We start from the raw sequence: 25,649 nt of genomic DNA, 5'->3' as shown, positions 1-25,649 counted from the left end.
TTTTACAATTATCAATCACACTTCTTAATCGCTTCTAAAAACCACTGTCTAAACTGTTCCTCATCAATATCCACACAAACTCGACAATTAGCTGTTTTACCCAAATACCCAGCCAAATCAACCAAAGTAGCCCCTGCCGTCAACATGCCTTGCGTTTCAATCCCAACATAAGCCTCTTTCACTTCAAACATTTCAGGCTCTAACAAATAAGCAATCGCACAACCATCATACATCTTTAACCCAGTCTCTAAACTACCACCTCGATATTGTCTAAACAAATGATCGATCATGTCTCCAGTTTTATTCATTTTCTGAACTTGCTCACGCTCTTTAGGCAAGACCAAAGCTTTCTCCCCAACATCCAATCCGACCATCGTCAGTGAAATATTACTTTCAAAAACAATCTTCGCTGCTTCTGGATCTGCAGCAATATTGAATTCTGACAGCACACCCGCGTTTCCTCTCCCCAAAGAACCACCCATAAGCACAAGCTCTTCGATTCTTTCTACACATTCTGGATAGATTCTTAGTAAAAGTGCAATATTCGTCAATGGACCGATCCCGACAATCGTCGTTTTTTCTTTAGAATCCATCAGGACCTTGTACATCTCAATCACGGCATGGTTTTTTGTTAGTAATTCATACTTAGATTCTGGAAATTCATAGCCATCCATCCCTGTGCTTCCGTGAATGTCACTTGCATTGATTGCTTTACGCAACAACGGACGGTCAGAACCAATTGCAACAGGTATTCTTTTGTTCCAAAAAGCTAACAGCTTCAGTAGATTTTTTGTAACTTTATCTACACTAACATTGCCTGCAACTGTCGTAAACAGCATGATGTTCAACCTTTCATCAAATAATGCAGCAGCAATTGCAACAGCGTCATCGATTCCTGGATCTGTATCGATGATGATTTTTCTTGGTTTCTTCACTTTACTATTCCTTCCTTTTAAACTTTAGCTACACAAAACCAGCAATTCTCCCATGCTAATTTATTCGCACTAAAGCTACCCCTTTTTTATATAAAAAGCGGAAAACAGAAAAGTGCCTGTCTCCCGCCCTCTTCTATTTTTAATAATCCAACTGCTTCAAATGCAGTAGAAATGACTCTTTCGTTAAACGCTTGATCGTATAAAGACGTTCGATTTGCTTGCAGAGTTTTTTATCTTCTTTTGCCTTAGGATCAAAAACATCCATCAACTTACTGATACCATATTCTAAAAGAATACCAGTTCCACCGCTACCAACAGCAAAACCTAGCTCATCTGTATCATTTAATTGACCCTTTTTGATGTCTGAAATGTTACGACTGAAATCGCCTTCAACAATAATTTCATCTGTCTTCTTGTCTAACTCTACCGCTAATTCAGCTTTTGTTTTTACAGTTATTTGTTCGATAGCCATCCCAAAAACCTCCTTTTATTAATTATTATACGCTATTCCACTATTTTTACTAGTAGGATTTGAGACTTAAAAACAGGTAAGGGTAAAACCATTTTGATTTTACCCTTACCTGTTTTATTTTATATCCCAATTATTACTTCCTCTACCAAAGAAACGGCCTTTCCTTTGCCTCGTTCAATCAATAACGCTAGTTGAATAAACGCAAACAACACATTACTTTGTTTAGAATACGCAAAATATCTAGATTCCCAGTTTGTTACATACTGTTCCTTCTCTTTTCTTGTATCTTTGAATCCATACATTTGATCGCCATATTTATAAAAAATATTGATAAAGCGTTCATTTAAAAACGAATATTTTGTTTCACCAACATTTGCTAACGGAGCCGTACCTAAATCAACTATACGATACCCTCGTTTTTGATACTCAGCGATAAAATGGGTCAATAAATAATCCGTAACGTGCTCCGGTGCTGACTCAGAATAACGCAATAAATCATAGGACATTTCATGATTTTGAACGATGGGTTTAGCCGTGATGAAACCGATCACTTCATGACGTTCATTTCGCAAAACACCAATATCGCTTAAAGCTAAATACTCTTTATCAAAATGACCACCCACAAAATTTCGTTCTCGCTGCGAACCTAACCACTCTTCTGACACTCGTGCTATTTCTTGAAACAGCTCATCTGAAACAGGGTCATGATACATCGTAAAGTTATAGCCTAAATTGCTTAAATGCTGAAGCTCCATACTATTCGTTGCTAGAGAAATCGGGGCTGAATCGAGACAAGAAAAATCAATGATTCCTTCTTCTCCAATTTTCATAAAATTAAACCCTAAATCATGTAATACCATTGTATATTCTTCACTGATCCGATAAAACGCCGCTTGATAACCCAGAAGGTCGGCAGCATCCATGAATGCCAATGTGGCTTGTGCCCATTTTTCTTTATCACCGATCGGCTCTGCCAAAACAAAACATTTATTCGCCTTGATCTGATAAGCGAACAATACGTGATCTTCGTTATTTTCCTGATAATAGTAATAGGAATAATTTTTTAAATACAACAAATGACTGCCTTGTGTTCCCCCATACTTACTGATCAACGCTGTTAAACGTTCTTCTTGATACGGTACACCCAAATGTTTGGATGTATCTGCCAAATACTGATATAGCGTAATCAAGCCAATCATCGAAATACCCAGCCCAATCAAACCAGAGAACCAGACATCATCAGATGGAAATAGTAAAAATGTATGTGGAAGTGGTCCTGTTTTATCCGGATGAGAACTATAATACCCAGCTACGGCATAAATAATAAACAAGAAACTAAACAATACACCATCAACCGCTAACGCCCCCCAAGAATAAACAAATTTTTCTCGGTAAAACTCTTTTCTTGCCAAAAAAACGGCTGAAAGAATCACTAGATAAACAAGAATCAACTGCCAAGAAGACGTTCTAGAAACCGTATTAACAATGCCAAAAATCAATAAACCAATCGTAGGCCAATATGCTTTTTTCACTTTCATAGAAATCCCTCTAGCTAACCCTAACAATAAAAAGCCGATCAGCATATTGAAGGTTTGATCTAAAAAATCAAAAGAAAATGGCATTAAGAATTTAAATAGCCGACTAACATTCGATAAGTTTGTGATCGTTGAAAGTAAAACCATCATGATTCCAGCAAAATAAAGAGCTGTCACTAAAATAAAATGCGCCACTTTTTGCGAGAACATCCGCGGTAAATTATCAAGAAATCGATTGATTTTGATCCCTGTTTGATGAATAAATAGAATAATTCCAGTAATAAAAGGGAATACATAATAAAACAAACGATAATAAATCAGCCAAACGACTGCGGTTGACTGTCCCACACCTAACTGAGACAAACCTAAAATCATCAATACATCAAAGGTTCCCATCCCTCCAGGCACCATCGTCAACATTCCGATCAAGGTCGCAATCACAAACATCGGATACACTGAGAGTAAAGACACATCGACTTTCATCAAAGCACCTACACTTAAAAAGACAAACATCGCACCTAACCACTGGCCAAGTGACGCCCCGAATAAAAGAAAAATACCTTTCGGGAAAAAATCCTTAAATAAGGTATATTTTTTTAGTTGTGTAAACAATAATAAAGCCGGTGCAATCAAACTGCCTGCTAGCAGCCAAACCCAATACTCTCGAAACAAACTATCTGGTCGAATAAAAAAGACATCAATAAATGCACTAAACGATAAAATAGACAAACCAGAAATCATAAACAATGCGACTTTAGAAACCGTTACTACAACTTTTTTGCGTGGTGCGTCCTTACCATAAAAATTAGCCCGCAAAGTCGCTCCAACCACACCGCCAAATCCCGCAAGATTATTGATCGTATTCGTGACCCAAGCCGAAACAAACCACTCCCAACGGTTCATTTTTGGCTTACCTTGCTCTTCAAGTACATTCACCACGACTAAATCATATAAAAGCATCGGTAAAACACCAAGCAAACCTGCCACAATCATTCCAATGATCCTAAAGCGGTTTTGTTGCCCCATTGTGTGGAAAACATCCTGCCAAGTCATTCCCTGCACAATATGCGTTACTTGATTGGCTACGAAGATCAAAACGGAGCCCAGAAAGATTAATTTTAATAATAAACTGTGTTCTTTCATCCAGTGAAATAGCTGGTTTATTTTATGTTTCATCTGCTCACCACCTTTGTATATCTTAGAGAGTTTTCCTTTATATGTTAGCTTATAACGAATTATTTTTCCAGTTTCCTTCTTGAAATCCTTGTTTTATGCAAAAAAACAGTTGTTAAGCTTCACTATCTAAGCTTAACAACTGCTTTCAACCAACGACTATCTATTTATGATTCTTATACTCTTTCCCAATCTTATCTGCCACAATAATTGCTGCCTTCACTTGATCCACTGTAATCGGAAATGGCATTGAATGAATCGATTCTTCTGGGATACACGATTTTTCAGCTACTTCAGTCAGTTCAGCATCCGAAATTTCTTTCACACCTAAATCGGCTAAACAAACCGGTAATCCAATCGATAAAGCAAAGTCCAATACTTCATATAATTCGGCTTTTGGTGCATTTTCTAAAACTAACTGACAAATCGTACTGAATGCTACTTTTTCGCCATGAGTTGCGCCATGGGCATCATGTAAAACAGTCAACCCATCGTGAATCGCATGAATTGCAGCGAGTCCCGCACTTTCAAAACCTAAACCAGAAAGTAAGATGTTTGCTTCAATGATATTTTCCAGTGCAGGTGTTACAACGTTATTATCTGATGCTTCTTTAGCTTTTAAACCATCTTCTAAAATCGTTTCATAGCATAATGTAGCCAGTGCCAACGCTGTATTTGTTCCTTTTGCTGGTGGACAGACACCTTCACGAGCACCACATGGCAAACCAGCATTTACATTCGAATAAGAATTATGTGTTGCTCTTGCTTCAAAATAAGTTGATAGCGCATCACCCATACCGGAAACTAAGAAACGTGTTGGGGCATTCGCAATGACGACCGTATCAATCAAGACAACACTTGGACTTTGAACAAAGTACGCATAATCATCAAACTGACCATCTTCTGTATAAAGGACTGCTGAATGACTCGTCGGCGCGTCTGTTGCAACGATTGTTGGTACAATGATCAAGTTATGCCCTTCCGCTACACATTTTGCTGTATCGATCGCTTTACCACCACCAAGACCGATCACACAATCACAATCATTTTCTTTAGCCACTTTTTGCAAACGAGCCACTTCTACTCGTGAAGCCTCTCCATGAAAATTACTTTCTACAAAGGAAATATCAAAGGTTTCAGCTGTTTTATCCAGTTTATCTTTTACTCGATTCACATCGTCTGCATGTGCAATCAGTAAGGCTTTTTTCCCAAATGTTGTGACAAAATAACCTAAATTCAATAACTCGTCTTCACCTTGAACGTATTTCGTTGGACTAATAAACGCTTTTCTCATGTTCTAAACTCCTATCCTACTCTTTATTTTATTTTTAAAGGGGCTAATTGCTCCTTTATGACATCGATCGGTGTATCTACTTGTAATAATGCCGCCGCTGTATAAGCGCTTTCTACTAAAGCCGTATCAAATAATAAAACTTCTTTTTCTGTCATGTCGATGGCCATTTCTAAATTCATTTTAGCGCTGCCTAAATCATAAAAAGCTAATAATGTCTGAGCTGAATTTTTTTCAAAGGCATCCATGATTTTTTCAAATGAGGTTCCAACTGCTCCTTGATCCAACCCAGCGGCGACAGTTATCGGCACATCTTTTGCCACTTCTTTGATCAAACGATCGACACCTTCTCCGATTTCTTTAACATGAGATACAATTACTACACCGTTACTCATCAAATACACCTGCTTCCATTAGAGATTGAAAGAAATACATACTAGACATTGCCCCAGGATCGATATGACCGATCGATCGTTCACCAACATAAGAGGCACGCCCTTTTGTCGCAGCGATCTCTTTTGTTGCTTCTACAGCCTCTTCTAGTACTGCATCTGTTAGCTTTCCAGTTTTAATTGCCTTGATTGCTGGAGCCCATTCGTCTAGCATTGTTTTTTCACCAGGTTGGCTGTTTCCACGTTTCTCGATTCCTGCTAAACCAGCTTCTAGACTCGGTAATGTATCAGACGTTGTTGCTGAAGCTTTAGCCATTTCCATCATAGCTGTTCCATACAGTGGACCAGAAGCTCCGCCGACTTTACTAATCAAAGCCATCGCAGTTAGTTTGAAAACATCTTGTATCGTTTCGGGATCTTTATTCTGCAAACTTTCACTCACAGCATCCATGCCACGCGCCATATTATTTCCATGATCCCCATCACCGATCGGCGTATCTAATTCACTTAAATAATCTTTGTTCTTATCGATTTTTTCTTTGAACAATTGTAATGTCTGTTTTAAATTTTCTACAGTAAACATTTAAGTACCCTCCTAATTTAAAAGCTGAGCGAGCTTGTTCAACCTTGGCAGAAAAATAGGGGAAATTAACTGTGATGCTCTTTATCACATTTAATTTTGATCTTTTTTCCGAAAGGCTAGCTCGTAAAGCTAGATAGATTTAAAAGCTGAGCAAGCTTGTGAAGCTAAATCACTTACCAAGCTACTGTATCAACCTCTTCATTCAACGCGTCTACCCAATCATCTTCTACTTTCAGCAACGTTACAGAAATTCCTGCCATTTCCAAAGAAGTCATATAATTACCAACTTTTGAAAATGAAATCTCTACACCAGAAGCATCCAATAAATTCATTGCATCATCATAAAAAATATATTGTTCCATCAACGGTGTTCCACCTAATCCATTGACTAAAATAGCAAAACTATCGCCTTTGCTCCATTGAAACGCCGCCGCTAATTTAGAAATCAATTCTTCTGCCATTTCTTTAGATGGTTTGATTTTTTCCCGTTTGTAGCCAGGTTCACCGTGAATACCAACACCAAATTCAATCTCATCATCTGCTAACACAAATCCAGGCTTCCCAACTTCTGGTACTGTGGCACCTGTTAAAGCAACTCCGATTGTTTTTAGATTTTCTACAACACGTTTCCCTAAAGCAACTAACTCATCTACTGATGCACCATTACGCGCTGCTGCTCCTAAAACTTTATGAACTAAAATCGTTCCCGCTACACCTCGTTTGCCTTGAGTATACGTGCTATCTTCTACCGCTATATCATCATCCACTATGACTGTGCCGACTTTGATATCTTCCATTTCAGCTAAATCTTTCGCCATGTCAAAGTTCATAATATCGCCGGAGTAGTTTTTCACAACCATCACAACACCTTCTCCTTGATCAACTGCTTTGATCCCTTCAAAAATCTGATCTGGTGTTGGAGATGTAAATACTTGTCCGCAAACAGCTGCCTGCAACATGCCTGAGCCAACAAATCCAGCATGAGCCGGTTCGTGGCCACTGCCTCCGCCACTGATCAAGGCAACTTGTTTCCCAATTTCTTTTTGCTTCAACACGAAAGTTTCTGGTACTTGCTCAATTGATTCATGATGAGCACGGACAAATCCTTGGACCATTTCCGGTACTACATTTTGTGCTTGATTGATGATTTTTTTCATGATGTTCCCTCCTAATTTTATCTCTGCTTTAGTTACTCCAATTTCATCTGAGTTGAACGATTCCGCTGCACTTTTATTTTATCTGGCTTCACGGGCTAACTCCTTGGAAAAAAGATAAAATCTGATTGTGGCAAAAAACGCCACCCTCATATTTTCCTATTTTTCTGTCAGAGTTGAACGATCCCGCTGCGCTTTTATTCATTGTATACGTTTACAATACTCGCATATGAAAAAAGTTGCAACGGACAAACAGGTTTATGTGTCCGCTTTCATTTCGTTTTTTTTCAAACTATAGTTTTCACTGGAAAGACAGCGTATAATAGAAACAGATATTATGGAAAAGGAGCACGTCTCAATGAAACAATTGATCAATTCCAGTGGACACATTCGCCAGCAACTATTGGCTGGACTTACCTATACATATAATGACAAGCTAGATTGGCAGACAGGAACAGGTATCGTTACTAAAAAATTGATTCCGGAAAATAAAGTTGTCCTAATCAGTGGTGGTGGCTGTGGTCACGAACCAGCTCACGTCGGCTATATCGGTGAAAATATGCTGGACTGTGCGGTGATGGGGGCTATTTTTGAGCCACCTACTAGCATCGAAATTCTTCAAGCGATCGAACAAACCTACAATGGACGGGGAACCTTATTGATTATCAAAAATTTTGAAAAAGACTTAGCCAGTTTTCTAGAAGCTGAACATCTAGCCAAAGCAAAAGGATTATTGGTTTCACACGTGATCGTGGATGATGATTGTTCTATCGAAAGAGGCACGTTTGAGAAAAGACGTCGTGGAGTTGCTGGAACTGTTTTTGTACATAAGATTCTTGGGGCAGCCGCATCTGCTGGTAACTCTTTAGATGAACTGCAGGTACTAGGCGAAGCGTTAATTCCTATGATCAAAACACTAGGTGTCGCTTTTTCACCTGCATCTCCCATCGGCATTATTCCCCAACAATATGAACTAGCAGAAGATGAAATGTATTTTGGTATCGGCATTCACGGCGAACCTGGTTACCGTATTGAAACGATGCAATCTTCTGAACGAATTGCAATCGAATTGGTCAATAAATTAAAACAACAATACACCAGAAAAGAATTAACACAGGCTGCTATTTTGGTAAACGGTTTAGGTGGAATTCCCTTACTTGAACTTAGTATTTTCATGAATGATGTTCAACAATTATTGGATATTGAAGATATTGAGGTAGGGTATAAACGAATGGGGAATTTTTTAACTGCTTATAACACAAACGGACTTTCCTTGACTTTATTAGCAATCAAAGACCATAAATGGTTAGATTATTTAAGTGTTCCGACTGACGCCTTTGGCTGGAGATAAGAAGAAAATGAAACAAAAAGACAATGAACAACAGCGTAAATTCCATGTACACGCCGTTGTTCATTGTCTTTCTTCAAATCCCATTAAAAAAGCGATTTTCATTTGCTCAGCAAAACAATGCGAATCAATCTTACAGCCATCAATGATCCATTTTGTCGTTAGTGAGACAAATGCATTCGCATAAAATTCTTCTAAAAATAAGCGATCTGCTTCGTCAACCCTCTTATCTTTTTGCTTCTTAACAACTAAAACTTGATGAATCAATCCTTTTAAATGTTGCGTATAATAGTCTTGAAATGAATTTTGCCCCTCAAACGTTAAAATTTTTCGATAAAAGACCTGATTTTCCTCAAAATAGATAAACAGATTCTCTACAATAACCTGCCAACCTTCATAAGCAAGATTGTCTTCAATCTTTTCAATTGCCTCTTGTTGGAAAATCCAATCCACCAATTCATATTTATCTTGAAAATAATCATAAAATGTTTGCCGTCGCATGTGACTTTCCTGCATGATTTTTGCAATCGTCACTTTTTCAAAGCCAATTTGTGCAACAAGCTTTTTAAATGTTTTCGCAATTTTCTTTTTCGTGATCAATGATCCTGTCATTTGCCTACACCTTTAATTTCTTTATTGCTTTTATTGTACCAGTTAATCGTCATTTAGAAAATCAATCATTCTATCATCAAATAAAAAAACGATAAAGTCAGGTCATCATGCCCGCTTTATCGTTACATTATATTTATAAGTTTTGTTTTTCTAACGTTCTCAATGAAATATAGCCAAAAACGACAATCGAAATAACTGTCAGGAATAATTGGAAGATATAACTTCCGGTTGAACTAAAATCAAATGAGTATGCTAAAGTTTGTAAAATTCCAGTTACCATACTGCTAAGAATATTAAATCCAATAAACAGTAAAAACGAAAGGTTTTTGCCTTTCATGATAATACAAGCCGTTGCAATCACCATCAGCATATTTAAATAACCAAGCAATCCTGAAAAAATAAATTTCCCAAAGCTTAAATCTGTATAATAAAATACTGAATTAAAACCATCCGCAAAATCATTCCAAGCATCTAATTGTACTAATTTTATCAAGAATAAGATTGTAGGAATCAATGCGATCATTAGCATCAACGCAATCGTACAAATAAAGATTGCACCAATTTTTGCAAAGAATAATTTTCTTCTATTCACACCAGACGCAACCATCATTGCCATAACATTGTTCTTATAATCCATAGAAATCATATGGAAAGGATACACGTAAGCAAAAATTATATTTCCAAAAAAGACGATTACACCAACAATTGCGACTGTTCCTATCATTGATGCAGTAGCAGTCGATTCATAATATGAATCCGAAAATGCCGATGCCAGACTTAATGAAAGCAAGGTTAAAACAATATTCAAAATCCCAATAACTCCAGCCGTAATCAAAAAGCTTTTATCTCGTAAAAATTTAAATAACTCCATTTTAAAAATCAGTTTTCCAGTCATTATCGCCCCTCCTAATTCAATTTCTCATCTAAAATTTTTACTTTAGACAACTCTGAAATTTCAATTGTTTCCTCTGTTAAACGTTGTTTGATAAGTACCCAGCGTTCATCAGAGATATCCAATTTAACGCCGCCTTCATCTTCTACTTGATAATAATAATTGACTTCATCCAAAATTTCGATCAGACGAGCATTATTGGTCGTATCAATACGGCGAATTTGTTTTTCTTTTTCAGCATTGATGTCGATCGATTCTGAAATTCGACCGCGGTCGATTACATACACGATGTCACATAATGCTTCTAAGTCATTTTGGACATGACTGGAAATCACCAATGTTAATCCTTGTTCTGTCAATTGTTTCAAATATTTTTTAAACCATTTAACCGTGTCGATATCTAAACCACGAAACGGTTCGTCTAAAATCAAGACTTCTGGTGTATGCATCAAAGCGATCAATAAAATCAATTTTTTCTGCATTCCATAAGAATATGTTTTTACTTTTTGATCCAACACAGCATATAAATCCAGCTCTCTTGCCAAATCTCTGGCTTTTTCTTCGTCAAAGTTACCACGCAGTCCAGAAAAATACTGGATATTGAACCAACCTGAACGATTTGAGTAGACAGACATGCCATCTAAGACAATACCAACATTCAATAATACTTCATTGTGCTGTTTCACAGAAATATCATCGATCAAAATTTCTCCTTGGTAATTGGAGATGATATTCGTCATACATTTAAATAACGTTGTTTTACCCGCACCATTGTGACCAACCAAACCATACGAAGTGCCTTTTTCAAAATCCAACGAAGGAATATTCAAAACTTCAGCACGACCATAGCGCATAACTAGATCCCTTACTTTAATTTCCATAGTAAACTCCTTTAATTTTTTTGTTAGCTTTTCTTTTTGATTTAGCACCCTAAGTATAAAAAGACTAACAATATTAGTTTATCATGTTTTTTATTGTATAGGGAGATAGATTGGAAATAAAAGTTATTTTGCTAGTGTGGTAATGAATTTAAGTATCATAGTATATAAAAATAGAGAAGGTTCATATTTTCTTCTAAAAAAATGTTACTAAACTGTATCGGTCTTGCATGAATAATGTCGATTTAATTCCTAAAATTTCCTTTACCAATTTTAATTAATATACAAGATTTAGTTTAATTCAATTATTTATCTTTCAATTCAAAAGTATTATTCCCAATTCATTTAGAATAAATTTTTTTATTTTTACCAAAAAAATAAAATTAATATCAAATTATCAAGTCTTTTATTTTTTAATTATATATTAATGATGCTATATTTAATCAGATTTAAAAAAAGAACTTTCTAAAGTTAATCTTTTTGAAGTTCCTGCACCACTTATAGATACAGTTACCCCTTTACACTGGATTTTAACAGATACGACTGGAAATTGTATGGTGATTGAGCCAACTGGAAAAATGCTTCATCTTAAAGAAAATCCAGTCGGTGTTATGACAAATACCCCCCTTTTAGAATGGCACATTGAAAATTTAAGTAATTATTTGAATGTTCGTCCTAAACAATACGATCCTGTCGAATTTGGAACCTACACTTCTCACGCATTTTCTCAAGGAACAGGAACATTAGGTTTACCTGGTGGCTATACTCCTCCCGAAAGATTTATTCGGGCAGCTTTCTTCAAAGAAAATATTGATCAACCAGCAATTGAAGTTGAAGCAGTAACAAATGCTGTCAAAATTTTAGCAACTGTTCAAATTCCTAAAGGGATTGTTGTTACAACTGACGATAAAGAAGACTATTCTCAATATATTGGCATGATGTGTAATGAAAGTAAAACCTATTATTACACCGATTACAACAATACGCGTATTTCTCAAGTAACGTTAACTAAAGAATTACTAGAAAGAAAAACACCAAAAGTGTTTGTGACTAAAAAGGCAGAGGATATCAGTATTCTTAACAAAGAAAATAGATCACCAGAAGAAACAGTTTCTAATATCGAACAAAAAGAGGAAGCTGGAATAAATACATTAGATATCCTTCGTCAAGAATTAGCATTGGGCTTAAAAGCAGCAAAAGATGGCAGTTTGGATAATGATGCGCATCAAACAATTGATCAAGCGATTGAGCAATTAAAACAATTAAAAAATAATATTTAAACTTATCTGACTGACTGTAAGATTCAAATTTTTTTCCCACAATTCTTAATGGGATAGTCTGAATAAGGCAGTTATAACTGCCTTATTCAACTTAAAACAAACTAAAAAGCCGAAAAATTCATTTTTTAGCTTTTTTATGGCATCCTAGTACCTATTTATGAATTATTAACTATAGGAAATAGATTAAAATTTTGTATTTAAAAATAAAAAAATGAAAAATTAAACATATTAAATAAGGGGGGGAATGAGAAGTGGATAAAAAGAAAAGTATTTCCGCATTTGGTTTTTTCGCGATGACAGCTTCGTTGTTTATTACTGTTTATGAATATCCAACTTTCGCAGATTCAGGTAAAACGTTAATTTTTTTCTTATTAATTTGCGGGGTATTTTGGTTTTTACCTGTTGCGTTAAGCTCAGCTGAACTTGCTACCATAGAAGGATATCAAGAAGGCGGGATTTTTAGTTGGGTTGGTGAACCGTTAGGTGAAAAATTTGGTTTTGCAGCTATCTTTTTTCAATGGTTTCAAATTACAGTTGGCTTTGTAACGATGATTTACTTTATTATCGGAACAGTGTCAGATGTTTTGAATATACCCATTTTAAACAATAATGTCGCTGTAAAATTCCTTTTTGTTATTTCAATATTTTGGTTATTAACCGTTCTTCAATTTAAAGGAACAAAGATAACCGAACGAGTAGCAAAATATGGCTTTTCTATTGGGATTGTCGTTCCAGTATTGCTCATGCTAGTTTTAGCAATCAAATATATTGCCTCTGGAAATCCGATTTCAACAAATTTTACAGATTCCCACTTTTTACCTGATAAAAGTAATATTGCCGCACTCGTTTCATTTGTACTCGCATATATGGGGGTTGAAGCGTCTGCTCCACACATTACTGATTTGGATAACCCTAAGAAAAATTATCCTAAGATTATGTTTGCTTTAGTTATTGTTGGCGTTGTTCTCAGTACAATCGGTGGTAGTGTTGTAGCAATGGTTTTACATGGAAATATTTCAGCTAATACAGGCGTTGTAGATGCACTAAAACAAATGATTTCACCAGGAAAAGAATCTCCCTTAGTCATTATTTTGGGTTTACTAGTCTCATTTGGTGTTATGGCACAGGTAAGTTCTTGGATTGTCAGTCCCACAGAAGGATTGCAATTCGTTGCTTCAAAAGGTTTATTACCAAAAAAATATGAAGAAACAAATGAACATGATGTTCCAGTTCCGCTATTAATGATTCAAGGACTCGTTGTAACTGCTTGGGCGGCTATCTTGACCTTTGGTTCTGGTAGTTCAGGAGGCAATGTTTCATTCCAAACTGCAATTTCATTAACGGTAATCATTTACTTAAGTGCCTATATTTTATTTTTCATCGCTTATCTAGTTGTCGTTTTCAAAAAGAAAGAGTTGAAAAGGGATTACCAAATACCCGGCGGTCAAAAAGTTAAAATTTTTGTTGCCAGTGCGGGTCTATTGGTTTCAATTGCTGCTATTGTCACTGCATTTATAATACCCGATACAATGACCAAGTCAGAAGGTAAAACGTATATAACCACATTAATTTTTAGCTACATCATAACTGTCGTTGCTCCTTTTCTGTTTTATCAGTTTTATAGCAAGAAAAATAAACTGAAAGGAGTGGTGCATCATGAAGATGGCCAAACAGGAATGGATTAACTTATTCCGTAATAAAATCTTATTAATCTCAGTCATCGCAATTACATTTATACCGATTTTGTATTCATCTATTTTTGATAAATCGGTTTGGGACCCCTATGGTCGGGCGAAAGATTTACCAGTAGCAGTCGTAAATGAAGATAAACCAACAGAATTATTAGGACAAAAAATGAATGTTGGGCAACAAGTTGTTGATAATTTAAAAAAGGATCATCAGTTAGATTGGCATTTTGTTTCAAAAGAAGAAGCAGAAAAAGGCATGAAGGATTTAAAATACTACATGATTGTTACAATCACTGAAGATTTTTCAAAAAATGCGGCTAGTATCATTAATAAAACGCCAGAAAAAATGGAAATTGTTTATACAACGAATGACTCATTAAATTATATCGCCAATGAAATTTCAACAGTAGGTGCTACTGCCCTGGAAACGCAAGTTAGAGAGCAAGTTGTTACAGCTTATGCAACGGCCGTTGTAGAGGCGGGAGAAAAATTAGTTGGCGCGCTTGGCCAAGCCGCTGATGGTGCAAATCAACTTGCAGGTGGTGGCAGTCAACTTCAAACAGGACTGAAACAATATACTGATGGCGTCTCTCAAGCAGATGATGGTTCCAATCAGTTAGCCGATGGGACTGGTCAATTAGCGAATAGTATTGGGCCATTAGCTTCAGGAGTATCACAACTAGATTCTGGTGCGAATCAACTAAGTTCTGCTTTAAATCAAGCAAATAGTGCTTTAGCTCCAGTCCAAAATAATATTACAGGTATTGATGCTGGTCTAACTCAATTAGCTGCTGGTACTCAAGATTTAGCTAATGCTTTGACCACATTCGAAAATAATTTAGATCCTAATGTAAAAGTCATTCTAGATAATGATTTACAAAATATTCGTAATGAAATCAACTCAATTATTACAAATAAAGATAAGCTATTAGGAATTTCCGGTGAAGCAACAGCTGTAGCGGATCAAGCAACTGTGGCAAGTAATAGTCTAAGTGGTGCCAATTTGGAGATTCAAAAAATACAAACAGATATTGATTCTTATGTCGCTGGATTACTTTCAGACACAACGATTCCAGAGGATGAAAAAGCCAATATCGTAAGTTCGATCACCAATAAGGTTGATACAATTTTAAATGAACAGATAGCATCCGCAACAGCACAAATCAACACTTCTTTAGTAACAGTTGAATCCGAACTAGCTACTTTAAGTGCTAGAGCTGCAGAGTTATCCACTTCGGCAAACGATGTTAGCAATATAACAAATGCTATGGCAGCTTCTGCACAACAATTATCTGCTTCTGAAGCAAGTATCCAAGCTGGCGTTAATACGTTTGATTCATTATTAAATCAAGTGCCAGGTTCATCAAATGCCGTAGGATTAACGAATGGTTTATATGCCATCAGCTCTGATTTAAATCTTGTGGCTACTAAGTTACCTACTGCTTTAACTGGAATCAATCAATTAACAACAGGAAGTGAACAACTATCTTCTGGTTTAGATCAATTGCAAAGCCAAATTCCAACACTTTCAAGTGGGGTAAATCAATTAAATACAGGCGCAGATCAACTGCAAGCAGGATTAGCAGAATTAAATGAAAATTCACCTGAATTAATGAGTGGTATTGGTCAGTTAGAAGGTGGCGCGAAAGAATTAGCCTCCGCTTTAGATGAAGGTGTTAATGAAAGTTCAACTCTAAAAATTACAAAGAAAAATATTGATCAATTCGCTGCACCTACTTCGTTGAAAAATGATGAATATAGTAAAGTAGCAAACTACGGTGAAGCGTTAGCTCCTTATATTATGTCACTTGCGCTATTTGTCGGCTCTATGTTGTTTAATTTTATCTATCCAATTAGAAAAATTTCTATAGCAGGACAATCAAGTGGAGCATGGTGGTTGAGTAAAGTCAGCCTAGGTTTTGGTGTTTCAAGTATGATGGCAGTCATTCAAGCAAGTGTAATGTTATTGATTGGGTTACACGTTGATAATGTTTTCCAATTTTTCTTAACAGCATTTGTTAGTGCTTGGTCATATATGGCTATTACAATGTTCTTAGCCATGACCTTCGACAACCCAGGACGATTCGTGGCGATGATTCTCTTAGTGTTACAACTAGGCGGTGCAGGCGGAACATTCCCAATTCAATTACAAGCACCATTCTTTAGTATGATCCATCCGTATCTTCCGATGTCTTACTCCGTTTATGCATTTAGAGAAGCTATTTCTGGCGGGATTGGGGCTCCATTATTTACAAAGAGCATCTTAATCCTAGCCGTATTAATGATTGTTTTTGTCGCACTATTACGCTATTCAATGCATATACTACAAAAGAAACACCTGCAAAATGTTTCTGAATTGAATGATAATCAAAAGTTACAAGGTCTAGAAAATTAAATGTATTGAAATCTAAAAAGTAACTAGTTTGTACTGTACAAAGTTTATAAAAATAAACAGAGAATAGGATGAATTATTATGACAAACAAAGATTTTTCTACCCAAAAATTACCTTCAAAAACATTTTTTGAAGATGGCATTGGCTCTGAAATTGCGTATGATGCGATCAAAAGTTACTTAATCGATGAAGGTAATTCAAGACAAAATTTAGCAACCTTTTGCCAAACTTACATGGATGATGAAGCAATCAAGTTAATGTCTGAAACATTAGATAAAAATGCTATCGACAAATCTGAATATCCAAGAACAGCTAAAGTAGAGGCCTCTTGCGTAAATATGTTAGCAAATCTCTGGAATGCACCGAGTGAGAATTTTATTGGTACTTCAACCGTCGGATCAAGTGAAGCATGTATGCTAGGTGGAATGGCTATGAAATTTAGATGGCGTAATCTAGCAGAGAAAAAAGGAATTGACGTGACAAAAAGAAAACCGAACTTAGTTATTTCATCAGGCTTTCAAGTTTGTTGGGAAAAATTCGGTGTTTATTGGGATGTTGAACTTAGAGAAGTTCCTGTCGATCCAGAGCATTTAAGTTTAGATTTAGATCGTGTCTTTGATTATGTTGATGAGTATACGATCGGTATCGTAGGTATTTTAGGGATTACGTATACAGGTAAATTTGATGATATTAAGACACTAGACAAGATGGTCGAAGAATATAATGTGAAAAACAACGTTGATCTCGTTATTCATATTGATGGCGCAAGTGGTGGAATGTTTGTTCCTTTTGTCAATCCAGAATTAGTTTGGGATTTCCGCTTGAAAAACGTCGTTTCAATTAATACCTCTGGTCACAAATATGGATTAGTCTATCCAGGTGTTGGTTGGGTCATTTGGAAAGATCGTGAATATCTTCCAGAAGAACTGATTTTTGATGTTAGCTATTTAGGCGGGCATATGCCAACAATGGCAATCAATTTCTCAAGAAGTGCCAGCCAAATTATTGGACAATATTATATGTTTTTAAAATTAGGTCACAATGGTTATCGTCAAGTTCACACTGAAACTAAAGAAGTCGCTATGTATCTTGCTAAATCCGTTGAAGAAACAGGATTGTTTGAAATTTATAACGACGGTTCAAATATCCCAATTGTTTGTTATACCTTAAAAGAAGACGCTCAAGTGAAATGGACACTGTATGATTTAGCTGATCGTTTACTCATGAAAGGTTGGCAAGTTCCAGCATATCCATTACCAAAAGATATGGATAATGTCATCATCCAACGCTTTGTCTGTCGTGCAGACTTAACTATGCCGATGGCAGAAGAAATGGTTGAAGATTTTAAAGCAGCAATTAAAGAGTTAGCAACTGCGACCGTTCTAGGTCACGATAGCGGTGAAAAAGTTCATGGATTTACCCACTAGTTGTAAAATTGCTAACAGAATTCATTTTCTTTAAATCGTTATTTTACAGGCTTCTTTTAGAAATTTAGATGCCTTTATCAATTAATACTAAGCACCCATTATAGTAGACACAAGAAAAACAAACATTTTTCTAGTCTAGTATAGTGGGTTTTTTTTACATCGTGCGTAAAGTAAGTTTTCATCAGAAAACCATCAAAAAGGTACACGCCTTAATTCACAGGATCAGAGAATTATCATTATGAATAAATCCTATTAAAATACGACAACCTAACGCCAGTAAAAATCTGGGTTATAGTCGTCGTATTTTAATTTTCACTTCATTTACAAAACATAGTTCAACAATCCATTGCTATCCTTCACTTTGTCGTGCAAGATATGTCTCCAGATATTCACTCAATAGTTTATATCCTTCCATCTTTTGTTCCACTTCTTTCGGGCAATAAATCCACTTACCCATGACTTTCCGTTTCTTAGACAATACATCTATCTCTTCTAAAAAATCATTCAAATCATCGATCAGTTTTTGACTACTCAGCTCATTGCCCAACAAAATATCTTTCTTTTCTCGTTCATATACAGATGCCCATAAGTACGGCAGCACTTCAATTTGGCGGATGTTCGCGTAAAAATCATCTTTTGGCATCATTCCTTTATGCCCAATCCCGCGTCCTTGTTGGAAGAATGAATGAATATCCCACTCTAATTTTTTCAAACGTCGTAATGATGGACCTTGTGAATCATGAGAGTCAGTACTATTTTGATTATATCCTTCATCTAATGCCCAAGATTTTTTGGTTCCTACTGTTTCAGGATGCTTCTCTGAAACACGATCGAGCATTTCTTCGATCGCTAAAGTAACGGTTGGTCTTTCTGCATCGGCTTCTACCACAAGTTTGGCTGGTCGGTTTGCTTGTAGAAATGTCTCTTTTGTCGGGAAATTTCTATTCACTTGTGTAGCTTGCTTTTGCTGTGATGTTTCTGGTCGTGTTGGCAGTGCTTGCGGTCCCATAACTGGATTGCCTGCTCTTGTCACAGGTGTCTGCTGAACAGCTGAAACTGGTTCTTTTTTAACGATTGGAGCGGCTTTTTCCGTTTGACGCATTTTTTGTTCTAATTCAGCAATTTTTTGATGCGCTTTAATCAATTGAACATCTACTTTACCAACAGTTTGTGTTAATTTTTTGATTTCTGTCGCATTTGATTTTAGTTGTTCTTGATCTTTTTGGTGTTGTTCTGCTAACCTTTTCGCTGAATCACTTTTTGTCAGCTTTGCAGTAGGTACTTTCTTTTTGTTATTTTTGACTGTTTTAAGTTCTGTTTCCACTTTTTGTAGTTTATTTGTTAATTGATCGATCACTTGGCTCAATTTAAGCGTTTCTGTCGTTGTTTCCTGTAATTGCTCATAGTCTTTTTCTAGTCTTGCTATCACTTCGGGATCTGGCTTTGGTTCTAAAACAGTCGATTCTACAGCAATCAATTTATCATTGAACTGATCTAATTGTTGCGCAATCGTGGTAACTTCTTTACTAGTTATCGCTAATTTATCAGCTAGCTTATTTTGCTCATTAACTGCTTTTTTAGCTATTGAAAAGTTCACTTTTGGTCTCGATACTTGTTTATTTTTTTCGATTATTTTATTCAATTCTGCGACTTGCTGATCTGAGTGTTTCATTTTTTGACCTAGTGAATCAATCCGCTTTAACGCTTCTTCTAGACGAGATTCCACGGTTGGACCTGATTCTTCACCTGGCCCCAATGTAATTTTGAATTTCGGCGGTGTCTTCGTTTTCGGTAGGTTGGCTAAATTTCCCTCTACATATCCTTTAAATGCTGAAAATTCTTCCATTAATTGATTAACTTTTTTGTTCGCTGTTTTTAATTGTCTCGCATTTTCAGATTCTAACGCCTCTTTAGCTGCAACTTTACTTTGTACTACTTTAACTACTGGCGGCTTTCTCTTATCTTTGACCGTTTGGACCTCTTTATAGATATCATTTAAGTTTTCACTAAATTGATTCATCATTTCTGTTAAAAGTAAAACTTCACTATTCGTTTCTTGCAGCCCTTTTACCATTTCAAGCGGAACTTCTTCAGAAAAACTAGTTATATGTTCTAAAGGCAATTCAGGAACTTCCAAGCTACTGATCCACGTGCGTAAATCACTGATTTGTAGCTTACTTAGCGGATGTGCTAATGCTAAAAGTAGTGTAATATAAACAGCTTTTTGCGTTACACGGACGTAAAGATTTTTTGCGACACAGTCTTCAAATTCATGATTAAATTGTTCTGGAAGGTCTGCTAAAAGACCTTCAAATTGCTCTGGCTGCTCATAATCTTCTGATACTTCGAATTTTCTTAGGAGATAGACAGAATATTGACTAAGCACATCGTCTGAATAGAGTTCTTCTCCTAATCGATTAACTTCGATTTCTTTTCTTAAAAAAACTTTTTTGCTTCCTGTTGTATTCTTTGTAAGACTCAACTTCTCCATATGTACTAACGGCCCCTTTTTTACTTGTACCTTACCTTTTTATTTAGAAACACCCTTTTTAAATTCAAAGAGGCTGGAACCAAAATTTTGCTTTGAAAATCAAGACCACCAACTTTCCTAGCACTAACTTAAAAGTCGATTAGATTGAATGGGTCATATATTGTCAAAATAACTTTTGTAATACCAGTTTATTCGGATTAAAGTAACATAAAGCAATTCAATGCTTTTTATATTCCAATCCCCTCTACACCCTTTTTATAATTCTATGTTTATTACGTTCTTTTTTAACAATCATTTTTAATTTTACCCTAAAAACAACCCTAGTTGTTTTCAGAAAATGTTCTGATATAGTAAAAAAATGAGAATATACAATTTTAATACGCGATTCGTTTGTTTATTTATTTTGATTTGTCAAATTAAGCTAGACAATTGTCTTTCATTTATGTAACTCAAAAATACTTCTAATGGTGTTCGATAATTTAAAGATTTCCTTGGTATGTGATTTCTTTTAGAGGCGACAGCCGCAACAAAAGCTTGGTCAACTTGATTAAAATCCATTGTTTTAGGCAGCCCATCTTTACGTAATAACCCATTCGAATGCTCATTTAATCCGCGTTGTGAGGGGGTTCCAGGGTCTGCAAAATAGATAGAAATATCATTGACATTACTCATGTTTTTCCAATTTGAAAATTCTTTTCCACAATCAAAGGTCACGGATTTGAACAAATTTCTGGGAATCTTTTGTAGCCAATCAGTTGTCGCTTTTTCAATATCCAATGCTTTCCGACCATTTGGTTTTAATGTAATAATCACTTTTGAAAGGCGTTCAACTAGAGTGATGATGGCACTTTTATGATAAACGCCAACAATTGTGTCCCCTTCTAAATGCCCAAATTCCTGTTGGAAATCAGGGTAGTCAGTGGATCGTTCTGAAATATTGCGTTTAAATGCTTGCTTTCCGCGACGTTCTTTATGCCCGTTGGGCTTTCGTTTCCCTTTCATTGGTAGTTTTGAGCAATCAAATTGATTTGCTTTAAACTGACGATAAAGTGTTCTAACAGAGCATGAAATAGGAAACTCAGCTCGACCAATAATCACATCAGGTGTCCACCCTTGAGCCACCATAGTTTGAATGTAATCATGCTGTTCTGTAGGCAAACTAATGGGTTGTCGACCACAACGCGTTTTATTTTCTTTATATTGTTGGTAATAGTCACAGATAGATTTTCCTTGTTTTAGGAAGTTGTAAACATTGTAGATTGTCTGTCTAGAACGATTTAAAGTCTTAGAAACCATCGTAACAGGTTGGCTCATATTGAAATAAGCTTCTATCATCACGAGTTCATTTGATGTAAGATGAGTATAGGTCATTTGTCTTCACTCCTTATAATTCTTTGGTCGGAACTATTTTGAGTGTAGCACAAATGACTTATTTAGTTGTCTAGCTTAATTTTACTATCGGCGTATATAAAAAAATAAGATAAAACTGAAAAAGTTTTATCTTATCTTCTTTCATTAATTTTATAGAAAAGTATAAACCGGCGTTCACTCTTTATATTGTTTTTCAATTCGGCGGTCAGGTATGATCCACATAATCAAAATACCGATATTGACAATCAATACAAAATACGGATGGATCAACAGACCTAGAATCAGGCCTAAAATGTTCAAAACTATCGTGACATAAGATTTATTGTAGCGCTGAAAAAATTCACTTAATTTGGAATCACTACCGTTTACTCGTATCAGCTCTCTAGTCAGTAGCAAATATGCAATATTTGCTAGAAGGGTTATCACGCCATACGTTAATTGAGGAATTAAACTATCGATAAAATCCCCAACCCAAGCAGTAGCAAATGGAAACAATGTCAATGTAAAGATAAAGAAATTATTGGCCCAAAGTACACGCCCATCGATTTTATGAACTAGTTGAAACATATGATGATGATTATTCCAATAAATTGCCAACAGTACAAAACTTACGATATAAATAAATAATTTCCGTTCAACTCCAGCTAAACCAGCTAAAGTATCTGTTGTCGGTTGATGTAATTCTAACACTAAGATGGTCATCACGATCGCAATAACGGCATCTGTAAAAGCTTCTAACCTTGATTTTGACATATTTTTCATCCCCTTATTTTTATTTTACGTTCTTTTTAAGTAAATGCAATGATTATGACCGCCTAAAGATGGAGAGAAAATCAGCCTAAAGGTGGATTCCGTGCTCAAGGATTCTTGCTATACTTTATTCATAGAGAACAAGAGAAAAAATGGAGGTTTTTAAAATGAGACAACGCTCAATGGTAATGAATATATTAATGGTAATCGGATTTTTCTTTGTAGGAAGTATTATTTTAAGTATTGTGCTTGGGCTTTTAGGTGGTCTATTGTGGTTTGCAATCAAAATCATGATTCCTGTGGCTATTGCGGTCTGGTTAGTTCGTGTGATTTCAGGTCCGTCAAATAATCGTCGTCGGTATTATTAAAAAAGCAAACAAGTCAGCACTTTTTGCTTCTTCATAATTACAAAACGATTCAGCTCACTTGAGAGCTGAATCGTTTTTCGGTTTATTTGTACATATTTCCTCGGAAAGCTTGTTCAAGGCTATCAAAGTAATTGATTGAACCTTTTGTTTGAATTTCCCATTTATCATCTTTTTTCTTCATGATTATTTTATAATCATCATAATCGTCAATGCTTACTGGTTTTGAATTTTTTAAGATTTCAGGCAATTTATCTAACTCTGCCTTTTGAGCTGCTTTACTTCTCTCATCAAACTCTTGATCTCTGTGCGCTTCAGAATATTCCTTATTTGCAACTTCCATGTCATCCTTCATCTCTTTAAATGACAATCCCTCCACTTTCACTGTTACTTCAGCCACATCAGGAAAATACGAAGCAATCTCATAATCAACAGTTGCAACTTTTGCATTGTCTTCCCTAAATACCTTAGCAAGTGCTAAGCCTTCTTCATCAGTCACTTTATAGTCATAAAATTGTTTCTTCAGTGCTTTGCTGAAGTTTTCATCAAAGTTTTTAACTGCTTCATCACGATCATTCGCAACTAGTTTGTTATACTCTTTATTTTCAGTAGTTAAAAAGACTTCATCTACAAAAGCTGTTGCTGCCTTGATTGCATCGTCACTATGATCTTTATACTCAGAAGTATCTACATCAAGAATGATTGGTTTCGGTTCTTTTTCTCCATCGTAAATTCTTGGTTCAAAATGTAGTTTATATTCCGCTTTTTTTTCTACAGGAAATACGATATAACCCGTTTTACTTTTCTTGCCAGAAATTTTTTCATACGCAAGAAGAGGTGTTTTACTATCATCTAAATAAAGACTCAGTGCTTCAATTTTACTATCCTCTTCATCATAAAGCATGATGTCAGTCGCACTCATATCTAAACTTTTATCCGTTTCATTTTTGATTGTTACTTTTAACGCAAGAAAGCCTTCCCCTTCATCTGCATCCTCTTTCTTTGGAACGACATATTCCCCTTCATCGATCGAAATAGATGCAATTTTAGATTTTGATACTTTTTTTGCTGTCTTATTGTCGTCTCCACTTTTACTAGAAGATCCCGTTCCTCCGCATGCTGCTAATGAAATAATAGCAACTACTGATAAAAATACTAACCCAAACTTTTTCATTTCCATCTCCCCCTTAACTTTTGTTGAATACCATTTTTATTCTACTACAGTGGGAAGACTATTTTATCTCAATTTTATTAGAATTTACACAATTTTTTTAGAATTCAAAATTATTTATTTTTTTCTTCTGTATACATTTTATCTAGATGAAGTAACAATTGCTGTTCTTTGATTTCTTCAATAGCTTTTACGGCATATAAAACACCCATATGATAATCTTTATGGACTTGTTTTGAAACCGTTAAAAGATTGCTTTCATGATCGCTTCCACCTGCTGATACAAAAACGAGGTGATGGATTTCCACTTGATGGTCACTCGCTGGAATTCTGACGCCAAAACGATTCGTTACCGCCAAATCTTCACCAGTGACTCTACAGTAAAAACGATCTCTACTGGCAATTCTATAAGGCAACGTTGAAATTCCTCGCTTGAAAAAAGTCGCTTTACCATAATTTCGGCTACAGCGGTCCGAGCAAAATGATCTTCTTCGACCTTCCAAAGGTTGATTACACCATTTGCATAATCCGGTATCTTCCCTAAAATCAATCGATTCAAATCCTAATTTCTCACCAAACGCTTTTTCGTATTCATAAAGACTTAACCACCGTCTTTTGTATGTATCTGTTTTTTCTTCTAAACGTAATTGACTGCCTTGTGCTTTATAAATGTATTTATCAGGAATTTCTTCAACAATTTCTTGAATTTCTTTTTTTCTTGCTGCTGAAAAATCTGAAAAATCATTCGCTGATAATTCACCCACACCAAATTGTCCGACTGTTTTACATTTAAAACAAATATAAAATTGCGGCATCTTCGAAGACTCTTCTGAAAAAAGTAATTCTACTTTTTTTGAACATTTTGGACAATAAGCCTTAGGTAGTTTAAAACGATGATAGGTCATGTTGTCATTCCTTCGCCTTTTTTTCTATTATAACGTATTTTTAAATTAAACCTACTTTCAAAAAGTAGAGGACAATCTCAATAGATCATCCTCTACTTTTTTTATTCAATTAAAAATCAGTCATTACCCTAATTCTTCTGTTTTTTTAACGATTTTTTTGATTTCGTGAATAGCTTTCTTTTGTTCCAAGTAGCTTTTCACTTTATTTTCATCACTATCGATTTTACCTAACGTTGAATCTAATTTATCGATTTCAGCATTGATTTGATACACTAATGAATCTTGATCATCGATCCAGTTTTCAGCATTTTCCACTGCTTTATCGTGTGCTTTTTGTTCTTCTTTTTCGATCTTATTTTCTTTACGGATAATTGATTTTACTTCATGCAACGCTTTTTCTTGTTCATAAAAATGTTTGATTTTGCTGTCAGTGTCTTCCATTTTTCCGAGTGTCACGTCCAACTTATCCATTTCTTTACCAATTTTTTCTACTAATTTTACTTCTTTTTCTGCATAATCTGCCATTACTTGTTCCTCCTTGTC

At 35.6% G+C, this 25,649-nt stretch carries 21 protein-coding genes and 1 pseudogene; 6 read left to right on the top strand and 16 right to left on the bottom strand.

Annotated elements, in window-relative coordinates; all coding sequences use genetic code 11:
* Nucleotides 1–11: 11 nt before the first annotated feature.
* The 7 genes from rihC to dhaK all read right to left on the bottom strand — a co-directional run bounded on the left by rihC (nt 12) and on the right by dhaK (nt 7,538).
* Nucleotides 12–935, bottom strand: coding sequence for a ribonucleoside hydrolase RihC (rihC, locus tag IGL98_RS00335; RefSeq protein WP_206912032.1), 924 nt, complete (start codon nt 933–935; stop codon nt 12–14).
* 139 nt (nt 936–1,074) lie between these two features.
* Nucleotides 1,075–1,407 carry a hypothetical protein gene (locus tag IGL98_RS00330; protein ID WP_206912031.1) on the bottom strand — a complete coding sequence of 111 codons (333 nt, stop codon included), beginning with the start codon at nt 1,405–1,407 and terminating at the stop codon, nt 1,075–1,077.
* A gap of 119 nt (nt 1,408–1,526) precedes the next feature.
* Nucleotides 1,527–4,118 (bottom strand): bifunctional lysylphosphatidylglycerol flippase/synthetase MprF, encoded by a 2,592-nt coding sequence (gene mprF, locus IGL98_RS00325; RefSeq protein ID WP_206844664.1) that lies wholly within the window; start codon nt 4,116–4,118, stop codon nt 1,527–1,529.
* 160 nt (nt 4,119–4,278) lie between these two features.
* Nucleotides 4,279–5,409, bottom strand: coding sequence for a glycerol dehydrogenase (locus tag IGL98_RS00320; RefSeq protein ID WP_206844661.1), 1,131 nt, complete (start codon nt 5,407–5,409; stop codon nt 4,279–4,281).
* Between the two features lie 23 nt (nt 5,410–5,432).
* Complete coding sequence (gene dhaM, locus IGL98_RS00315; protein ID WP_069647003.1) at nt 5,433–5,801, bottom strand: dihydroxyacetone kinase phosphoryl donor subunit DhaM; 369 nt, start codon at nt 5,799–5,801, stop codon at nt 5,433–5,435.
* Nucleotides 5,794–6,381, bottom strand: a complete 588-nt coding sequence (gene dhaL, locus IGL98_RS00310; RefSeq protein ID WP_206844659.1) for a dihydroxyacetone kinase subunit DhaL — start codon at nt 6,379–6,381, stop codon at nt 5,794–5,796. The genes dhaM and dhaL overlap by 8 nt, the downstream gene beginning before the upstream one ends.
* Before the next feature lie 173 nt (nt 6,382–6,554).
* A complete protein-coding gene (gene dhaK / locus IGL98_RS00305; protein WP_206844656.1) occupies nt 6,555–7,538 on the bottom strand; it encodes a dihydroxyacetone kinase subunit DhaK in 984 nt (327 codons plus the stop codon).
* Nucleotides 7,539–7,893: 355 nt separating this feature from the next.
* Here dhaK and IGL98_RS00300 point away from each other — a divergent pair, with 355 nt between their 5' ends.
* Nucleotides 7,894–8,886: a dihydroxyacetone kinase subunit DhaK gene (locus IGL98_RS00300; protein ID WP_206844654.1), complete on the top strand. Its 993-nt coding sequence runs from the start codon at nt 7,894–7,896 to the stop codon at nt 8,884–8,886.
* A gap of 60 nt (nt 8,887–8,946) precedes the next feature.
* On the opposite strand, the gene dhaS is transcribed toward IGL98_RS00300, so the two are convergent.
* The 3 genes from dhaS to IGL98_RS00285 all read right to left on the bottom strand — a co-directional run bounded on the left by dhaS (nt 8,947) and on the right by IGL98_RS00285 (nt 11,268).
* A complete protein-coding gene (gene dhaS, locus IGL98_RS00295; RefSeq protein ID WP_206844652.1) occupies nt 8,947–9,495 on the bottom strand; it encodes a dihydroxyacetone kinase transcriptional activator DhaS in 549 nt (182 codons plus the stop codon).
* A gap of 133 nt (nt 9,496–9,628) precedes the next feature.
* Nucleotides 9,629–10,390 (bottom strand): hypothetical protein, encoded by a 762-nt coding sequence (locus IGL98_RS00290; RefSeq protein WP_206912030.1) that lies wholly within the window; start codon nt 10,388–10,390, stop codon nt 9,629–9,631.
* 11 nt (nt 10,391–10,401) lie between these two features.
* Entirely contained in the window at nt 10,402–11,268 is an 867-nt protein-coding gene (locus IGL98_RS00285) for an ATP-binding cassette domain-containing protein (protein ID WP_206912029.1), read from the bottom strand.
* A gap of 455 nt (nt 11,269–11,723) precedes the next feature.
* On the opposite strand from IGL98_RS00285, the pseudogene IGL98_RS00280 reads away from it, so the two are divergent.
* The 4 genes and pseudogenes from IGL98_RS00280 to IGL98_RS00265 form a co-directional block, all read left to right on the top strand.
* Nucleotides 11,724–12,545 (top strand): annotated as a pseudogene (locus IGL98_RS00280) (linear amide C-N hydrolase); the annotation flags it as partial.
* A gap of 251 nt (nt 12,546–12,796) precedes the next feature.
* Nucleotides 12,797–14,230, top strand: a complete 1,434-nt coding sequence (locus tag IGL98_RS00275) for an amino acid permease (protein ID WP_206912028.1) — start codon at nt 12,797–12,799, stop codon at nt 14,228–14,230.
* Nucleotides 14,202–16,628 carry a YhgE/Pip domain-containing protein gene (locus IGL98_RS00270; RefSeq protein ID WP_206844644.1) on the top strand — a complete coding sequence of 809 codons (2,427 nt, stop codon included), beginning with the start codon at nt 14,202–14,204 and terminating at the stop codon, nt 16,626–16,628. Before IGL98_RS00275 ends, IGL98_RS00270 begins: the two co-directional genes overlap by 29 nt.
* A 78-nt stretch (nt 16,629–16,706) precedes the next feature.
* Entirely contained in the window at nt 16,707–18,053 is a 1,347-nt protein-coding gene (locus IGL98_RS00265) for a glutamate decarboxylase (RefSeq protein ID WP_069647012.1), read from the top strand.
* Nucleotides 18,054–18,402: 349 nt separating this feature from the next.
* Here IGL98_RS00265 and IGL98_RS00260 read toward each other — a convergent pair whose 3' ends face one another.
* The 3 genes from IGL98_RS00260 to IGL98_RS00250 all read right to left on the bottom strand — a co-directional run bounded on the left by IGL98_RS00260 (nt 18,403) and on the right by IGL98_RS00250 (nt 22,668).
* Nucleotides 18,403–20,544 (bottom strand): hypothetical protein, encoded by a 2,142-nt coding sequence (locus IGL98_RS00260; protein WP_206912027.1) that lies wholly within the window; start codon nt 20,542–20,544, stop codon nt 18,403–18,405.
* A 411-nt stretch (nt 20,545–20,955) separates the two neighbouring features.
* Entirely contained in the window at nt 20,956–21,915 is a 960-nt protein-coding gene (locus IGL98_RS00255) for an IS30 family transposase (protein WP_339099411.1), read from the bottom strand.
* A 174-nt stretch (nt 21,916–22,089) separates the two neighbouring features.
* Nucleotides 22,090–22,668 (bottom strand): TMEM175 family protein, encoded by a 579-nt coding sequence (locus IGL98_RS00250; protein ID WP_206844638.1) that lies wholly within the window; start codon nt 22,666–22,668, stop codon nt 22,090–22,092.
* Nucleotides 22,669–22,832: 164 nt separating this feature from the next.
* On the opposite strand from IGL98_RS00250, the gene IGL98_RS00245 reads away from it, so the two are divergent.
* A complete protein-coding gene (locus IGL98_RS00245) occupies nt 22,833–23,033 on the top strand; it encodes a hypothetical protein (RefSeq protein ID WP_206844636.1) in 201 nt (66 codons plus the stop codon).
* Nucleotides 23,034–23,115: 82 nt separating this feature from the next.
* Here IGL98_RS00245 and IGL98_RS00240 read toward each other — a convergent pair whose 3' ends face one another.
* The 3 genes from IGL98_RS00240 to IGL98_RS00230 form a co-directional block, all read right to left on the bottom strand.
* The gene (locus IGL98_RS00240) at nt 23,116–24,204 is read right to left on the bottom strand and encodes a DUF5105 domain-containing protein (RefSeq protein ID WP_206844632.1); all 1,089 of its coding nucleotides are present in this window, start codon (nt 24,202–24,204) and stop codon (nt 23,116–23,118) included.
* 110 nt (nt 24,205–24,314) lie between these two features.
* Nucleotides 24,315–25,106: an HNH endonuclease gene (locus IGL98_RS00235; RefSeq protein ID WP_206844629.1), complete on the bottom strand. Its 792-nt coding sequence runs from the start codon at nt 25,104–25,106 to the stop codon at nt 24,315–24,317.
* A gap of 123 nt (nt 25,107–25,229) precedes the next feature.
* On the bottom strand, nt 25,230–25,631 hold the full coding sequence (locus IGL98_RS00230; protein WP_206844626.1) for a hypothetical protein: 402 nt from the start codon (nt 25,629–25,631) through the stop codon (nt 25,230–25,232).
* Nucleotides 25,632–25,649 lie beyond the last annotated feature (18 nt).

This window comes from Enterococcus sp. DIV0840, from assembly GCF_050527835.1.
Classification (GTDB): domain Bacteria; phylum Bacillota; class Bacilli; order Lactobacillales; family Enterococcaceae; genus Enterococcus_L; species Enterococcus_L ureasiticus.
This window is presented reverse-complemented; position numbering and strand designations above follow the sequence as displayed.

What these genes read in the sequence shown, in the direction of transcription:
- IGL98_RS00330 (WP_206912031.1), bottom strand. Translation starts at nt 1,407, where the DNA reads ATGGCTATCGAACAAATAACTGTAAAAACAAAAGCTGAATTAGCGGTA.
- mprF (WP_206844664.1), bottom strand. Translation starts at nt 4,118, where the DNA reads ATGAAACATAAAATAAACCAGCTATTTCACTGGATGAAAGAACACAGT.
- IGL98_RS00320 (WP_206844661.1), bottom strand. Translation starts at nt 5,409, where the DNA reads ATGAGAAAAGCGTTTATTAGTCCAACGAAATACGTTCAAGGTGAAGAC.
- dhaM (WP_069647003.1), bottom strand. Translation starts at nt 5,801, where the DNA reads ATGAGTAACGGTGTAGTAATTGTATCTCATGTTAAAGAAATCGGAGAA.
- dhaL (WP_206844659.1), bottom strand. Translation starts at nt 6,381, where the DNA reads ATGTTTACTGTAGAAAATTTAAAACAGACATTACAATTGTTCAAAGAA.
- dhaK (WP_206844656.1), bottom strand. Translation starts at nt 7,538, where the DNA reads ATGAAAAAAATCATCAATCAAGCACAAAATGTAGTACCGGAAATGGTC.
- IGL98_RS00300 (WP_206844654.1), top strand. Translation starts at nt 7,894, where the DNA reads ATGAAACAATTGATCAATTCCAGTGGACACATTCGCCAGCAACTATTG.
- dhaS (WP_206844652.1), bottom strand. Translation starts at nt 9,495, where the DNA reads ATGACAGGATCATTGATCACGAAAAAGAAAATTGCGAAAACATTTAAA.
- IGL98_RS00290 (WP_206912030.1), bottom strand. Translation starts at nt 10,390, where the DNA reads ATGACTGGAAAACTGATTTTTAAAATGGAGTTATTTAAATTTTTACGA.
- IGL98_RS00285 (WP_206912029.1), bottom strand. Translation starts at nt 11,268, where the DNA reads ATGGAAATTAAAGTAAGGGATCTAGTTATGCGCTATGGTCGTGCTGAA.
- IGL98_RS00270 (WP_206844644.1), top strand. Translation starts at nt 14,202, where the DNA reads ATGAAGATGGCCAAACAGGAATGGATTAACTTATTCCGTAATAAAATC.
- IGL98_RS00265 (WP_069647012.1), top strand. Translation starts at nt 16,707, where the DNA reads ATGACAAACAAAGATTTTTCTACCCAAAAATTACCTTCAAAAACATTT.
- IGL98_RS00260 (WP_206912027.1), bottom strand. Translation starts at nt 20,544, where the DNA reads ATGGAGAAGTTGAGTCTTACAAAGAATACAACAGGAAGCAAAAAAGTT.
- IGL98_RS00255 (WP_339099411.1), bottom strand. Translation starts at nt 21,915, where the DNA reads ATGACCTATACTCATCTTACATCAAATGAACTCGTGATGATAGAAGCT.
- IGL98_RS00250 (WP_206844638.1), bottom strand. Translation starts at nt 22,668, where the DNA reads ATGTCAAAATCAAGGTTAGAAGCTTTTACAGATGCCGTTATTGCGATC.
- IGL98_RS00245 (WP_206844636.1), top strand. Translation starts at nt 22,833, where the DNA reads ATGAGACAACGCTCAATGGTAATGAATATATTAATGGTAATCGGATTT.
- IGL98_RS00240 (WP_206844632.1), bottom strand. Translation starts at nt 24,204, where the DNA reads ATGAAAAAGTTTGGGTTAGTATTTTTATCAGTAGTTGCTATTATTTCA.
- IGL98_RS00235 (WP_206844629.1), bottom strand. Translation starts at nt 25,106, where the DNA reads ATGACCTATCATCGTTTTAAACTACCTAAGGCTTATTGTCCAAAATGT.
- IGL98_RS00230 (WP_206844626.1), bottom strand. Translation starts at nt 25,631, where the DNA reads ATGGCAGATTATGCAGAAAAAGAAGTAAAATTAGTAGAAAAAATTGGT.